The following is a 14,703-nucleotide window of genomic DNA, read 5'->3' as shown; positions in this document are numbered from 1 at the left end:
GGCATTTCAACAGCTTAATCTACGCTCACCGACCCTATCACGACACGCCGTGAATAATCCGGGCTAGATGCCCTCCGGCTTGGTCTCATCGAGCCAGCGCTTAAGCACAGCCCAGGCTTCCTCTCCCATAAGCCTTTCGTAAGGCCGCGCGCGGCCATCGGTCGGCGCGCTGACCTCGCGGTGCAAGCCGTCGATATCCATGCCCATGCCCTCCGCATCTTTGAGCGTATTGGCGTAATAGACGCGATCGATACGCGCCCACCAAATCGCGCCGGCGCACATCTGGCAGGGCTCCCACGTGGTATACAGCTCACAGCCTGAGAGGTCCCAGGTGCCGATTTTCTTGCCGGCAGTGCGCAGCGCGTGAATTTCACAGTGGCCGGTCGGATCGCTGTTGTTGATCACATCGTTCCAACCCTCGCCGATTATCTCGCCCTTCTTGACCACGATGCTGGCGCAATAGCCGCCCTCGCCCGCGTTCATCTTGCGCTGACTGAGATCGATGGCGTATTTCATGAAATCTGTTTTATCCATTGTTCCCTCCGCAGTTTGTCTTTTTTCCAGGCTATATCGCCTATTTCTTATGGCAACGGTGCCACGAATTGGCGCGGATGGCGAATCTCATTCACGCTAAATATGTCGCCGCGCGTGCGTGGCGCTACGTCGCGTCGCGTCACCCGGAGTTGCGGCGGGCGATCATTTGGACCGGGGCGATACGCTCGGCCTCGGTGTTCTGCAGCATGTTTTTGAATTTTTCGCGCCATGTCTCGCCCATTAGCAGATGGGTGCCGAGAGGCGGCGGGCCATCACTCGCGCTACCGGCAACGCGCTGACGGAAAAATTGCAGGGCGAAATCCCGGCGGTTCTCGGTTTCGACAATCTCGAAGCCCGCTTGGCGCAAATATTCTCGCGTCTCCTCCGGGCTGGCGACATGGCTGGTTTCCGCCGACTCGGCCCAGGGCGCCGGATAGGCGATATCGCCGGGCCCAGTTTTATCACGTCGTAGATGCAGAACGTGGCGCCCGGACGCAGGACCCGGGCGATCTCCGTGTAGAGCCCGGCGCGGTCAGGTATATTCATCGCCACATGAAAGGTGATTGCGGCGTCGAAGGTCTGGTCTTCGAACGGCATGGCGAGAGCACTGGCTGTTTCAAACTCCGGGGGCGCGGAGAGTCCAAGGCGCGCGGTTAGGTTCCGCGCCACGTCGATAAATTCCGGCGTTAGATCGATGCCGGTCGCACGACAGCCGATTGCGGCCGAGATATACCGCACCGCTCCACCGAGGCCGCAGCCGACGTCCAGCAAATGATCCGAGGCGCTTAACGACATTCTGGACACCGCGTGCTGTGTTGCCTTGCGCCCACCAATATGAAATTCATCGACCGGCGCCAGATCCTCGAGCGTGAGGCGGGCTGGGTCGACGCCGCTGGATTTTAGACCGGCGTCGATGCGTGCCAATAAATCATCGGCGCCGTAGTGCTGGGCAACCGCATTTTCCAAACTGTCCATCCCGCTCTCTTTCCGCCCCCGCCCGTTGGCTTTGCTATTGCGCATTGATCGAGCGCACTTAGGTTATGATAAGAGGCACCGCGCAATTATCGGAACCGCTATAGCATGTATCAACCGCCGGCCTTTCGGGAAGATCGCGAAGATATCCTGCATGCACTGATGCGTGCGCACCCGTTCGCGACCTTGGTAATCTCTACTGCGACCGGCATTGAAGCCAATCATCTGCCGCTCCTGTTGGATGATCCGGACGCCGGTCAGGCAGGCCTGAGTGGCCATTTCTCCAAGGGAAACCCGCTACTCCACGCGTTTGAAGGATCGAGCGGTGGACTGCCGGCGCTCGCCATCTTTCACGGACCTGAGAATTATATTTCTCCCGGCTGGTATCCCTCCAAGGCGGCTGACGGCAAGGCGGTGCCGACCTGGAATTATGCCGTCGTACACGCCCATGGCGTATTGCGGGCGATGACAGACCCGGCAAACCTCCGCACTCATCTCGATGCGCTCTCGGCCGGACAAGAAGCAGGGAGATCGCCACCTTGGTCGCCCGCGGATGCGCCGGAAGATTATCTCGCCTCGATGATGAAAGGCATTACCGGATTCACCATGGAAATCGACCGCCTCGAAGGCAAATGGAAACTCGGCCAGAACCGCAGCGCTGAAGACCGCACCGGCGTCATCCACGGTTTGACCGGCGAAGAGAATGCGAGCGCGGCGGAACTCGCCGCGATCACCCCCAGGTGACCCCATATGACGCATAAGCCGGTTTTTCAAACGCCATGAGCCCGCGTATCCAAGGGCGCGTGTCGATCACCATCACGCTGGCCACAGCGATCGGGCTGCTGGTGTTCGTCACCGCTGGCAGCGTTTTGGGTGTCGGCGTTTGGCTGGCGCAGAAAAATACCTTTTCGCTGCTCAGCACCAATGCCGATCAGGCCGTCGATGCGGCTGTGCAGCAAATCGAACAACATCTCCGGCCGGCCGAGTATCAGGCCGAATTCATCGCTGCCCGGATCGAACAGGGCGACGTGGACCCGGCCGACACAGAGAGCTTTGACCAGCTGTTGACCGGCGCCCTGGCTGCGGCGCCGCAGATCGAAGCGGTGATGCTGATCGGCCTCGATTTGCATGGCCAGGCCGCCGGGAGGAACAGGGAGCATAACCGGATTGACCTCAATAATTTTGATTATTCCGCTGATCCGGTCGTCCGTGCCAGCTTGGAGGCAGTCGGTCCGGGCAGGAATTGGGGCGCGCCGATCTGGCGCGATGAATACAAGAAAACCTACCTGAACCTGGCCTATCCTGTGCTGCGCGAGGGCAAACCATTTGGCGCCGTCGTCGCCGTCGTGTCGGTCGAGCAATTGTCGGGCTTCGTCAGCACGGTGGCGGCCGGACATACGGGCACACGCTTCATTCTTTACGGACGAGATCATGTGCTCGCCCATTCGCTTCTGACCGACGGCTATCCGGACGGCACGGTCGAGGCGCCGTTGCCGGCCGTCTCCGACTTCGACGATCCGGTGATCGCCGCCATATGGCAGGAGGAACGAAATTACGAGCTGCGGCAAATAGAACTGCCGGAAGGTACCGAGGGCCATGTCGTCCAAACTGACGATGGGGAGTATGTCTATATTTACCGGAACGTCAGCGGATTTGGCCCGCTGCCGCTGACGGTTGGCGCCTATTTCCGATCCTCGGACGTGGGTGAAGAGGTACAGCGCATGATCATGGCGCTGATCGCTGGCGTCGCGGCGCTGCTCATCTCGCTGATTGCCGCTATATTCGTGGGGCGCCGCATTGCGCGCCCGATCGTGCGGTTTTCGACCGCGACCGGGCGTATCCGCGACCTCGATATTTCCCAGGTCGAAGAACTGCCCGGCAGCATATTCCGCGAACTCAACGAGCAATCCAATAGCTTCAATGCCATGCTGCGGGCGCTCAGATGGTTTGAACTATATGTCCCGCGCAAGGTCGTCGAAAGCCTGATCAAACGCGGCTCGGCGGAGGAATCCTTATCGGACGCGCGCCAGATCACCGTCCTGTTCACCGATATCGCCGGCTTTTCCTCGGCGTCGGAGGGGATGGAGGCAGCCGAGGTCGCCGCCTTCGTGAATGCGCATTTTTCCATCATCGTCGAATGCATCGAGGCGGAAGGCGGCACGGTCGATAAGTTTATCGGCGATGCGGTGATGGCGTTCTGGGGCGCACCAGATGAACAGCCGGATTCAGCCGAGCGCGCCTGCCGCGCCGCCCTCGCCATCGCCGTCCAGATACGCGAAGAAAACCAGCGCCGGCAAGCGCGCGACGAAGCGCCCACCCAAATTCGCATCGGCATCCATTCAGGCAGCGCCACGGTCGGCAATATCGGTGCACCGGGCCGGCTCAACTACACCATCATCGGTGATACCGTGAATATCGGCCAACGGCTGGAACAGTTGGGCAAGGAAATACATCCGCATGGCACGGATGTGTCGATCCTAATCAGCGGCGATACCGCCAGCCAATTGAGCAGCGCGTTCGCCCCAGCGCCTGTGGGTCGCCATAAGGTCAAGGGCCGCATCGGCGAAATCGCGGTGTTCGATTTACGCTCGGCTCCTTAATCGCCGGTAATCGTTACGCTTCGGCCCGGCCGTAGCGCGCCATTACTTCCTGCAATTCGGCATGATCGATCGACGCGACAAAATGCCCGTCACGCCCAGTCATGTCTTGTGCCGCGACCAGGGCGTTGATCACCGCCTCATCGACGCTTTCCACCACCGCATTGAACACCGGATCGAGCGCCTCATGCGGCACAAAATCGAGCTGGCGCAACGCCCGCGCGTCGCCGCCGCCCTCTGGATTCGCATTGGCGGTGGAAAAGGCAAGGAAGATATCACCCGAATTGTTGCCAGACGGCGTGCCGGCCCGGCCGACGCCGATGGATATCCGCTTCGCCAACCGTTGCAGTTGGATCGGCAGCAGCGGCACATCGGTGCCGATCACCGCAATGATCGAGCCCTGCTCGCGCGGCCATAAGAGATTATTCGTCAAATGCTTGCCGACCGGCGCGCCGCATATTTGCAGCCAATCGCGGATGCCATGATTGGCCTGCACCAACGCGCCGACCGTAAAGGCGCCGCCGGCCAGCTCAACCGTACGTGACGCCGTGCCGGTGCCGCCTTTGAACTCATAGCAAATCATGCCGGTGCCGCCGCCAACACTGCCTTCCGCGAGTGGGCCGCCCTTGGCGCCATCGAGCGCCGCGATGACATGCTCGTGCCGCACATGAAAACCGTTCATGTCGTTCAAATGCGCATCACAAGTTTCCGCCACCACCGGCAGCGCCCAGGCATACTCACCGAACGCCGCGCCATATTGCTTGAGCATCCAGCGCGTGCTCGCTTCATGCACCGCGCCGATGCCATGCGTATTGCTGATGCAGATCGGCCCGGTGAAATAGCCTGCCTCGTTGATCCAATGCGCGCCCGTCATCTCGCCATTGCCATTAAGCGAAAACATCGCCGCCCACACCGGCGGCAATTCCTCAGTGTGCCCGCGCGGCAGAATCGCCGTGACCCCGGTACGCACCGGCCCCTCGCCGATCACCAACTCGCCCTCACCTTCAATCAGCGTGGTAAAGCCGACCTCAACCCCCGGCACATCGGTAATCGCATTATTGACCCCGCAATTCGCAGCAAACGGCAGACCAAGCCCCCGCCCTCGCGGGCGCCCATCCGGCAAACTCCGTCTCGCATCCATCCTCGCCTCCTCCTTCGGCCTCGCGCAAAAAATTAGGAATACCTAACCGCCCACACTTAACTTCTTCCCGGCGAAACGAAAAGAGCGAACCATCCGGCCACTCTGCCCTTAGAGGGGAATCTCGCTGCGCGCCAACTTCAGCGCCATGGAAGGGCAACCGGTACGCTTGCCCGCCCGAAGGCGGCACATCGATTGACTGGTGCAAGCTATTAACTCAGCCCAAAACCAACCTGGGGTTTAATTTGTGACAAGGGAAGCGCTTCATGGCGCACCCTCACCCTCGCCCGGACGCTGCGCATGACCGTCTACGAACCAAGTTTGCCCGAAATCCCCGAGCTAACCCGGGCGGAACAGCACCTCGTCACCCAAACAGTGCGGGGCGAGGTCGCTAACTTCCCCGCCGACGGCGACGAGCCCGAAGCGGAACTGAAAACCATCCGCCCAGAAGTACTCCAACGCCTGTGCGCCAACCCGTCGCCGGAATGGCCTGTGCGTGCGCATGGCGTCTATATGAATGGAGCGACGATTTCCGGCGACTTGGACATGGGAGCGGCAATAATTCCGCATCCATTGTTCCTCCACGATTGCAGCATTGCGGGCCGACTTATTCTCCGTGACGCCCGTACCCGGTCCATTGGCCTCGACGGAACTTCTGTCCAAGGCATATCTGCGGACCGAGCCGTAATCGAAGGCGCTCTACATCTGCGAATCAAATTTCGGGCAACCGGCGAGGTGCGGCTGCTCAGCGCAGTGATCGGCGGCAATTTTGATTGTAATGGGGGTGTTTTCGAGGTCAAGCAGGGCAACGCGCTCGACGCCAATAGGGCGACAGTCAAGGGCTCCGTATTCCTGAGCCTCGACTTCAAAGCCACCGGTGCAGTGCGGCTGGTCGGTGCTGAAATTGGTGGCGATCTCAACTGTATCAACGGGACATTTGAGGCCGTTGACGGCATCGCGCTACTCGCACAGAGGCTCACCGTCGAAGGTTCCTTCTTCTGGTCGCCGAAAGAAGTTTCGGGCGTGGTGGATCTCATGCACGCCCAAGTCGGATCGCTCAGCGATGACAGCAAAGCGTGGCCGTTCCTTGATAGCCCGAATCCGGAATGGCGTCTGGACGGGTTTACATACGGAGCACTCGCACCGCTCTCGCCCATTGATTCCACGTTCAGGTCCGACTGGCTCGCAGCCAACAGTACCATCGATGACGGGTTCGCCCCTCAGCCTTACGAACAACTCATCAAGGTCTATCGCGGGATGGGCCACCCCGCCGAGGCGCGCGCCATCGCCTTCGCGAAACAGGAGGAATTGCGCAAATCCGGCAACCTGAAACCCTTGGGCTGGCTTTGGAATTAGTTATTGGGATTCTTTTTGGGCCACGGGTACAAGACATGGCGGGTCCTTCCGTGGATCGTCGGCTTTCTTGTCGCTGGGACGGTCCTATTTGGCTGGGCGCACGAAGGCGGCTATATGCAGCCGAGCAAAGCGCGTGTCTTTATGGAATGCGACTATGTGGAAGAAAAAGGTGGTTGCCTGCCGGTCGGCCACCCGGAATTTTCACCGCTGATATACGCGGTGGACAGTTTTTTGCCGATTGTCGATTTGCACCAGGAGAGCTATTGGCTACCGCGGGAAAACGGCTGGGCCGGTTCATGGGGCTGGGTGAAAATCTACCTCTGGTTCCACATCGCCTTCGGCTGGATTCTTACGACCCTGGCGGTGGTCGGCCTGACGGGCATTGTGAAGAAGGATTGAGCCCAGCCTTCGTTCGCTGGCGGCCAGCGCCTATGCCTTACCCTGCCCGGCTTCCGGCGAGGTGATCTCTTGCAGGCCCGCCACTTCGAACGCGCGCTCGCGCGGCAGGCAGAACATGTTCTGCGACAGCAAATCGCCGAATTCATTGTCGTCATTGGCGAAGAAATTATCCGGGTTGTAGAGCGGGGGACGGTGCCAGAACAGGCGGTAGTCTGCGGCCAGGAGATGGGCGATCAAGCGCGGTGAGTTCTCCGCGCGGTCGTTTTCTATATAGAGCGCTGGGCGGTGTTGGGCGATGGTTTTTTCGCCGCCCCGCAGCACGTCATATTCCATGCCTTCGACATCGATCTTGATCAAATGGCAGTGTGTGAGCGGCACTGAATCGAGGGTGACGATCTGCACCGCTTCGCCGCCCGCCGCGCCGGCGAGCGCGATGCCGCCGAAATTGCCGGCGGCGGCATAGTCGATGGTGGGGAGCGCCGCAGTCGCCGCGCCGGAGCCCGCCGCCATATTGACCGCATGCACATTACCGAGCGCATTGAGCGCGATATTAGCGCACAGGTTTTGGTAGACGATACGTTGCGGCTCGAAAGCGATCACCGCGCCGTCCGGCCCCACGAGGCGCGCCATCGTCAGAGTGTGGCAGCCGATATTGGCACCGACGTCAACGGCCACCATGCCAGCGCGCAGCACACGCGCGAATAGGTCCGCTTCGCCGTAGGAATATTCGCCGTAGAGATCGAGCGACCGGCCAATATAGGTATCGCTGCGGTTGTACAGCATCAACCCATCGCGGCAGCGCTTCACCCGCATATGTTGCTCATCGGCCAATACAACGCCCTGGCTCATGATCCATCGCCCACATAAAACCCAACTGCATTGTCAGGTGAGAAAATCGTGCCAGGTCGTTGTTAATAAATGGTAAACACCCCTAATTCAAAGCGCGCGCGCCAAGTGCCCGGCTGTACGGACAATCGGGTTTGAGGGCTAGGCGCTCTTGGGTAAGGGCGCCCGCCAACGCTTTGTCGCCGCTGCGCAGCGCGGCCTCGATCAGGGTGCGGTGAATGATATCGCGCTGGGCGTGGCTGCCGCCGAAGGCGTGAGCGCGGTAGCGGATTGGCAGCAGCAACTCGGCGCAGGCGGCGTAATCGCCGCGCCCAAAAGCGGCCATAGCGCGCACCACCGGCAAGCCCACTAGGCGCTCCATTTCAGCGTTGGTGCCGTCGGCCTGCGCCGCGCGTTCGACCGCGCTGAGCAGTTTCTCCGCTGCCGCGCCACGGCCAGCGGCAGTGTAGGCCAGCATCGCATGCATATCGTTGAAGGCATAAAAGCCTGCCCCGGCTAGATTTTCGTAGTGATCGGCCAGCCTTTCCCAGCGTGTGCCGACATCCTCTCCCCGCAGATGGAGCCGCCATAGCAGCGCCGCTGCGTCGAGCAGGGTCAGCTGCACGCTATCTGGCCCGGGGCGAAGTGCTGCGTCATAAAGTTCCAGGGCGCGCGCCACATGGTCTTGATCAAGATAAAACAGCGCCGTGTGCCACCAATTGTGAAAGGCGAAGGCGTTGTCATCCTGCGCCCAATGGGCGGTGGTTTCCTCCATAAACGCGGCGCCCTCAACTTGGCGTGATTGCATTTCCATCACATGAACAACGGCATGGCGCGCCCAGCTATCTTCCGGCTCGATCTCGAGAGCGCGGCGCCCGGCGTCTTCGGCGCGGCCATAATCGCCGCACTCTTCCAGCCCAAAGGACTGCATGCCGAGGACCAAGTTATGGCCGTCCTCACCCGGCACCCAAGCCGGCAGGGCGCGGGCGATACGGCCGCGCAGATTTTCGCGGTCGCCGTGAAAGAAATCGGCGAGATGGCCCATTTGCAGCGCCAGCAGATCGTGCGGGTGGTCGATCGAAATGCGCTCCAGCCGCGCCCGCATGCCTTGCCAATCGCCCGCCGCCCAATCGCTGAGCGCCGCCGCATGGGCGCGCTCGCGATCATTGCTCTTGCCGGCCAGCGCTTTTAGGCGGCCAAGCCCTGCCTGAACCTCCGCCAGCGCGGTCTCTTCCCACAAACCGACATGCATATAGGCGCGGAAGATTTCGCCGCATATAAAATCCGGTGCTCCGGCCAGCGCCTCGTCGATGATGGCCACCGGATCGCCGCGATAAATATTGAATGCCCGGAGCGCCTTCTCATAAATCTCAAGGCTGGCGCTGTCGCCCCCCGATAGCGCCACGCCGCGCCGATCTTCCGTCATGCTGCGTCTCCATCGCTCGTGTGAAAACCAGTCAACCGGCGAAGATTGGCCCATGGCGGCGGCCCAATCAACGGGTCTTTTAGGACTGATCGAGACGTGCGGCGGAAATCTCGGCGCTACAGGTATCAGGCGATTGCGCGGTCAAGCGGGCGGCGGCGAGGCCGCGGCGGACGGCGTCGGTCAAGGGCGCCGCAGCCAGCAGCGCATCCAGCACGCCGGCGGCAAATCCGTCGCCGGCGCCGTTCACATTCACCACGTCTGTGACCGGCGCCGGATAGAGCTCACATCCCCTCGCGGCGGCAACCGCCACGCCCGCATCGCCGAGCGTCACGAACACCAAGCCCGGTCCGAGCGCCCGCAACGCGACGGCGGCGTCCTCGGCCTCGGCCAACGTCTCAACCTGCTGCCCCAACAGCGCCGCCGCTTCAGCGCGGTTGGCGAACAGCATATCGAAGCTGGCGAGGTGTGGCTTGAGGCGCGGCGCCTTGGCCGGGGAGACGGCGAGTGCGGCGAGGCGGACGCCATCCGCTTTCTGCGCGGCGAGCGCGCCGATTCCGCTTTCGGACAAATTGGCGTCGATTGCCCATAGCGGCCAGTCGGCAAGATCGGGCGCCACACGTTCGAGCCACTCCGGCGTTAGCGCCTCATAAATGTCGGCGTCGGCCAGGCCGCACAGCAGCTCCCCTGCCGAATCCAACAGCGCGGTATAGGACGCAGTGGCGCGTCCTTCGAGTTGGGCGGCATGTTGGCAATCGACGCGGTGGCTGCGGAGTTCGGCTATAAGCGCTTCACCGTCGCGGTCACCGCCGAGAACGCTCACCAGCTTCGCTGGGCGCGCCAGGCGCGCAAGGTTGAGCGCCACATTGCGCGCCACACCGCCGGACGATGCAGTTAGCGTCACCGGATTGGAAGCGCGCCAGGCGAACGCCTCTTGGCAGCGGGCGATGCGGTCAACATGCGCAGCACCGATACAAGCGATGCCGGCGCCGGGCGCCTTCATATGGGGAGGTAATTTCGCATAGGTCCGATCATAACCGCATTCGGCGGTGGCGACGCAAAACTCGGCCCGCCCCATGTCGCCCCATGGCGCACGGCCTGACCCGGCAGCACCCTACTCCTTCAGCCCGGCGGCGCGCAGGCCATCGAGGAAACGCGTCATATCTGCATCGGCCTTAAACGGCAGTTGCGCCCTGGTGCCACCTAGCGTCATGCCGGGCGACAATTGCGCCAGGCGTGCGAGGGCGGCGGCGGCTTTCTTTCGGTATTCCAACTGGCCATAGCTCGCCGCCAGGATGCGGTAGCCGCCAGCATATTCATCGTTCAACTCAATGGTCTTCTCGGCCCATGCCGCGGCTTCTTCGTAGCGTCCGGCCACAAAGGCGGCGAGTGACAGCGTATTGAACCAGAACACACTCAACGGATCGCGCGGGCTGAGGCGGATCGCCTGATTGACTTCATCTACCGCGGCATCGGTATTGCCGCAAAACGCCAGAGCCAAACCGAGGCTGGCATGGGCGTTGGCGAGATTGGGATTAAGCTCGATTGCGCGCTCAAGTGTCTCGATAGCGTCCGCGTGACGGCGCGAGACCAGCCGCACCAGGCCGATCACCGCATATGCCTGAGCATCACCGTCATCCAGGCTGATCGCGCGCTCGGCATTCTGCTGCGCCGCCAAAATTGACTGGACGCGAGACGCGCTCCAGCCCCACAGCGCGTCTTGGGTATGGCTGATGGCGAGCCCGGTATAGCCCCAGGCGCTGTCGGGATCGCGTGCGATGGCCTTCGTCAGGAGTTCACGCGCCTCGGCGTTATCGGCCTTGTTGAGGCGCGCCAGATGGGCATGGGCGCGCACCACATAGCCCCAGGCATCGAGATCCTGGACGTCGCGGCGGCGCGCGCGCTTGATCTCGGCATTGAGGAATTGCGGCGCCACGGCGGTGACGATGCATTGCGTGATCTCGTCCTGCACCTCGAAGACGTCCTCCATATCGCGGTCGTAATTCTCGGCCCAGATATGGTGGCCATCAGGTCCGTCGATCAGCCGCGCCGAGATGCGCACGCGTTTACCGGCGCGCCGGACGCTGCCGGTGAGCACATAGCGCACCCCAAGCTCAGCACCGGCCTGACGCTCATCGACATCGACGCCGCGATAGTGAAAGCTTGAATCGCGAGCAATGACGAAAAACCAGCGAAATTTCGACAGCGCCGTCAGGATGTCCTCTGCCATGCCATCGGCAAAGAAATCCTCGCCCGGATTGCCGCCCATATTCTTGAACGGCAGCACCGCGATCGAAGGCTTGTCGGGTAGCGCTATAACAGCGGGGGCCGTATCGGCGGGGGCGGCGGGAACCAAATTGGCTGCTGGTGCCGGGCCGCGCCTAACGCGGATTCCCTCGTACAGCCGCTCCGTCTCCGCGTCCGGCCGCACGCCTAAATCGCGCAGCAAAATATCGCTACAGGATTCATATTGCCGAAGCGCCTGCCCGCTCTGGCCGCTGGTATCGAACAGCCGCATCAGCGTGCGGTGGGCGGATTCGCGCAGCGGATCAAAGGCGACAGCACGCCGCGCGACCTCTATCGCCGCTTCGAAGGCGCCCAATTCCTCATGCTGAGCGGCCAAGGATTGCAGTACACAGAAGGCCAATTCGCGCAGGCGTTCGCGCTCGCGCTCCAGCCATTCCTGAAACGGCAGCTCGGCAAGCGCGAAGCCATCGAGAAGATCGCCGCGATAAAGCGCATCGGCCGCCTGTAAATCGGCGATATCGCTGGATTGGGCCAGACGCGCGAACCGGACGGCGTCGACATCTACCTGCTCTGCCGCCAGCGCCAAGGTCTCTCGTACGCTGACAAGCGGTTCAGTCGCGTCCGGCGCGGCTTCGCGCAAGCCTTTGCGAAGAGCCGTCAGCGCTTGGCGCAGGCTGCTTTTCGCCTGGTCTTCGCCGCGTTCGCTCCATAGCAGATGAACGAGCCTGGCGCGCGGCACGGTGTGATCCGGCGCCAAGGCAAGATAGGCCAAAATCGCCTGCGCCTTGCGTTGGCCGAACACCAACGCGCGATCCCGCGCAAGCCATGCCTCGAAGCCGCCCAACAACTCAATTTGCAGCAAAATCCTACCCTCTGACGCGGACTAAATCCGCCCCGCCAGCATTTTTAACGCATTTTTCACGCGGCTCATAACATCCAGATCACGCCCGCTCCTTAAAAACAGGGTCATCACGAAGCGCAGGAGCAGGAACATGTTGCAGACAATCGACCATCTGAGAGAGATCAAACAGCGCTGCATGGCAGGCGAGCCGCTCGAGACACAACAATCGGAATGGCTCGCCTCAGCCTTGGAGCATTTCCTCGATCGCCGCTGCACCTCCATGGACGATGCGTTGGGCCTGCGATTTGCCCAGGGCGGCATGCCGTGGTGGCGCGAGGAAGCCAATCGCGTGCGCGACGCGGCACTGCGCGAAATTGCCGACACCTACGAGAACGGGCTGTCGAAATCCGCCCAGGCCAAACAAATCGCGCTTTTGGCCCTGCGTTACGGCGCGTCGGCGTGGCGCTTCGACCGCATTAGCGACGACATGCCGGCGCATTACGAAGACACCGTCAAGGAGCAGTTGTGGCAGGCCTTTCAATCCGGCGCGACCATGCCGATCGGCGAGCGCCAGCTACGCAACATTTTGGTCGGATAAGCAAACCCGACCACACACCTTAAGGAGGCAATCATGAAAACAGCAAAATGGCTTTCGATAAGTTTTAGCGCGGCGCTGGCATTGGCACTGCTCGCCGCGATGATTCTTAGCGATCCCGACCGGAGCACAAATCGCAGCGCAACGATCGCGCCGCCCGCGCGCGCGCAATCGGTCAACCTACGGTCGCTGCTCGATCAAGGGTTGATCTCGGCGACGGAGGCAGAGGTGAAGCGCCGTAATATCCTCGCCACCTTGTAAGACACGGCGCCACCCCGCGCGGCCTCGGCGAGTTCTCTAAATTTGGTCGGGGCGAGAGGATTCGAACCTCCGACCCCCTGCTCCCAAAGCAGGTGCGCTACCAGGCTGCGCCACGCCCCGAACTATCGCTAGGTAATGCTTTCGCCGGTTAAAATCCAGCGGCTTATGATCCGCCGGCTGATCGCCTTAACGGTCGAAGATGGAAATCTTGCCGGAGCTGCCGACTTCCGCCTCAGTGATTCCGATAGATTTATCGACCTTTAGGTCGGTTAGGTCGGCGCGGCGAATTTCTGCGCCCCAGAAATCCGCGCCGGTCAAGTTGGCGCCGCTGATATCGGAGCCGGTTAAATCCGCGCCGCGCAAATTGGCGCCGGTCAAATTGGCATCGGAGAGGTCCGCGCCGGTGAGATTGGCGCCCTCAAAGTTGGCGCCGGAGAGGTTGGCACCGCTCAGTTTGGTTTTTACCATCTCTGCTTGGCGGAAATCCGCGCCAGCCAAATCGGCGCCAGTGAGATCCGCGCCGGTGAGCCTGGCGCCGCTTAGCTTCTGCGCGCCGAGCTTGGCGTTTGAGAGATCGCAGTTCACACAGCGCCCGGTCTTGATGAGATGCTCCAATTGAGTGGCGATCCGCGCCGCCTCTTCCGCCGCATCTTCTGCATCGTCGGCCCAAACGGGCGCCGATAGCGGCACGGTGAGGAGCGCCACGCACAGGCAGGCGGCAAGTGAAAAGGCGGCGGCTTTGGTTATCCACATAGTGTGCGATGCCCGGCTGGGATCGCGATGCTCGGCTGGTTTAGAAAAGATAGGCCATCTCGCTATGTTCAAGGCAGGTTACCGAACATTGAATGCCGCACCGTGTCGCCGGACGCAATACCCAAGCGCTCGACGCTGCCGGCGAGAAGCTCGAGAACGGCGCCGACTCGCACCCCGGAAGAGATGCGATCGGTGGAGAATGGGTTGGTATGGGCGGCGATCGAGGCCACTGTTCCGTCCTCGGTGATGAATAGCATATCTAGCGACAGCGGCGTGTTTTGCATCCACATGGTCACATGGCGCTCGACATCAAAATCGAACAGCATGCCGCGATCCGGTGGCATGGTCTTGCGCCACATCAGGCCTGCGGCGCGCTGCTCATCGGTGCGCGCCACTTCGACCTGGAATAGGCGTTTGCCCACCGAAGTCTCGATGGCCAAAGCCTCGAGCGGCAATTCCTGCTGTTGCGCGTGCAGCGGCGAGGCGACTAATAGAGCGCTGACGATCACGGCAAACGCCACCGCCCAGCGAAGGCCTGCCCCGCGCCGACAAATTCGCTTGAACCAAGCCTTCATCGCGCCTCTCCGCGCTTTTCTCTGCAGATTGTCATTGGCGCATCATAGCGCCGGTTCATACGAGCGCATAGCGCCGGAACAGATTTTGGCGGTGACGAACTTTTCACCAAATAATTTTCTCGCGACGAATCCTTTTGCCTCTGACGATCGTCTTACAGGTAATTGAAACATAAAATTGGAGAGGTCT

The 14,703-nt window shown here is 61.4% G+C and carries 15 protein-coding genes and 1 tRNA gene; 6 read left to right on the top strand and 10 right to left on the bottom strand.

Translation table 11 applies throughout. The annotated features are described in order from the left end of the window. Nucleotides 1-63: 63 nt before the first annotated feature. Together O3A94_11650 and O3A94_11645 are read right to left on the bottom strand one after the other, a co-directional pair. Nucleotides 64-534, bottom strand: a complete 471-nt coding sequence (locus tag O3A94_11650) for a nucleoside deaminase (GenBank protein ID MDA1356906.1) — start codon at nt 532-534, stop codon at nt 64-66. A gap of 240 nt (nt 535-774) precedes the next feature. Then, nucleotides 775-1,509 carry a class I SAM-dependent methyltransferase gene (locus O3A94_11645; GenBank protein MDA1356905.1) on the bottom strand — a complete coding sequence of 245 codons (735 nt, stop codon included), beginning with the start codon at nt 1,507-1,509 and terminating at the stop codon, nt 775-777. A 105-nt stretch (nt 1,510-1,614) separates the two neighbouring features. Between O3A94_11645 and O3A94_11640 the strand changes: the two genes are divergently transcribed. Continuing rightward, nucleotides 1,615-2,250, top strand: coding sequence for an FMN-binding negative transcriptional regulator (locus O3A94_11640; protein ID MDA1356904.1), 636 nt, complete (start codon nt 1,615-1,617; stop codon nt 2,248-2,250). A gap of 35 nt (nt 2,251-2,285) precedes the next feature. Continuing rightward, the gene (locus O3A94_11635) at nt 2,286-4,106 is read left to right on the top strand and encodes an adenylate/guanylate cyclase domain-containing protein (protein ID MDA1356903.1); all 1,821 of its coding nucleotides are present in this window, start codon (nt 2,286-2,288) and stop codon (nt 4,104-4,106) included. A gap of 13 nt (nt 4,107-4,119) precedes the next feature. Here O3A94_11635 and O3A94_11630 read toward each other — a convergent pair whose 3' ends face one another. Next, complete coding sequence (locus O3A94_11630) at nt 4,120-5,244, bottom strand: P1 family peptidase (protein ID MDA1356902.1); 1,125 nt, start codon at nt 5,242-5,244, stop codon at nt 4,120-4,122. Nucleotides 5,245-5,541: 297 nt separating this feature from the next. On the opposite strand from O3A94_11630, the gene O3A94_11625 reads away from it, so the two are divergent. Together O3A94_11625 and O3A94_11620 are read left to right on the top strand one after the other, a co-directional pair. Further along, nucleotides 5,542-6,597 (top strand): hypothetical protein, encoded by a 1,056-nt coding sequence (locus O3A94_11625; GenBank protein MDA1356901.1) that lies wholly within the window; start codon nt 5,542-5,544, stop codon nt 6,595-6,597. Between the two features lie 3 nt (nt 6,598-6,600). Continuing rightward, nucleotides 6,601-6,996, top strand: a complete 396-nt coding sequence (locus O3A94_11620; GenBank protein ID MDA1356900.1) for a hypothetical protein — start codon at nt 6,601-6,603, stop codon at nt 6,994-6,996. A 30-nt stretch (nt 6,997-7,026) separates the two neighbouring features. Here O3A94_11620 and O3A94_11615 read toward each other — a convergent pair whose 3' ends face one another. The 4 genes from O3A94_11615 to O3A94_11600 form a co-directional block, all read right to left on the bottom strand. Continuing rightward, a complete protein-coding gene (locus O3A94_11615; protein ID MDA1356899.1) occupies nt 7,027-7,845 on the bottom strand; it encodes an FkbM family methyltransferase in 819 nt (272 codons plus the stop codon). Nucleotides 7,846-7,927: 82 nt separating this feature from the next. Then, the gene (locus O3A94_11610; protein MDA1356898.1) at nt 7,928-9,247 is read right to left on the bottom strand and encodes a tetratricopeptide repeat protein; all 1,320 of its coding nucleotides are present in this window, start codon (nt 9,245-9,247) and stop codon (nt 7,928-7,930) included. Between the two features lie 79 nt (nt 9,248-9,326). Continuing rightward, complete coding sequence (locus O3A94_11605) at nt 9,327-10,322, bottom strand: carbohydrate kinase family protein (GenBank protein MDA1356897.1); 996 nt, start codon at nt 10,320-10,322, stop codon at nt 9,327-9,329. A 36-nt stretch (nt 10,323-10,358) separates the two neighbouring features. After that, the gene (locus O3A94_11600; protein MDA1356896.1) at nt 10,359-12,353 is read right to left on the bottom strand and encodes a BTAD domain-containing putative transcriptional regulator; all 1,995 of its coding nucleotides are present in this window, start codon (nt 12,351-12,353) and stop codon (nt 10,359-10,361) included. A 130-nt stretch (nt 12,354-12,483) separates the two neighbouring features. Between O3A94_11600 and O3A94_11595 the strand changes: the two genes are divergently transcribed. Together O3A94_11595 and O3A94_11590 are read left to right on the top strand one after the other, a co-directional pair. After that, complete coding sequence (locus O3A94_11595) at nt 12,484-12,930, top strand: hypothetical protein (protein ID MDA1356895.1); 447 nt, start codon at nt 12,484-12,486, stop codon at nt 12,928-12,930. A gap of 33 nt (nt 12,931-12,963) precedes the next feature. Next, complete coding sequence (locus O3A94_11590) at nt 12,964-13,188, top strand: hypothetical protein (GenBank protein MDA1356894.1); 225 nt, start codon at nt 12,964-12,966, stop codon at nt 13,186-13,188. Nucleotides 13,189-13,231: 43 nt separating this feature from the next. Here O3A94_11590 and O3A94_11585 read toward each other — a convergent pair. The 3 genes from O3A94_11585 to O3A94_11575 all read right to left on the bottom strand — a co-directional run bounded on the left by O3A94_11585 (nt 13,232) and on the right by O3A94_11575 (nt 14,516). Then, nucleotides 13,232-13,308: transfer RNA gene (locus O3A94_11585), tRNA-Pro, on the bottom strand. A gap of 66 nt (nt 13,309-13,374) precedes the next feature. Continuing rightward, nucleotides 13,375-13,941: a pentapeptide repeat-containing protein gene (locus tag O3A94_11580; GenBank protein ID MDA1356893.1), complete on the bottom strand. Its 567-nt coding sequence runs from the start codon at nt 13,939-13,941 to the stop codon at nt 13,375-13,377. 68 nt (nt 13,942-14,009) lie between these two features. Further along, nucleotides 14,010-14,516 carry a DUF192 domain-containing protein gene (locus O3A94_11575; GenBank protein ID MDA1356892.1) on the bottom strand — a complete coding sequence of 169 codons (507 nt, stop codon included), beginning with the start codon at nt 14,514-14,516 and terminating at the stop codon, nt 14,010-14,012. Nucleotides 14,517-14,703: the final 187 nt, after the last annotated feature.

It is taken from the genome of Pseudomonadota bacterium (assembly GCA_027624955.1).
GTDB lineage: Bacteria > Pseudomonadota > Alphaproteobacteria > UBA828 > UBA828 > PTKB01.
The sequence above is the reverse complement of the archived record's forward strand: the minus strand, read 5'-3'. Positions and strand labels throughout refer to the sequence as shown.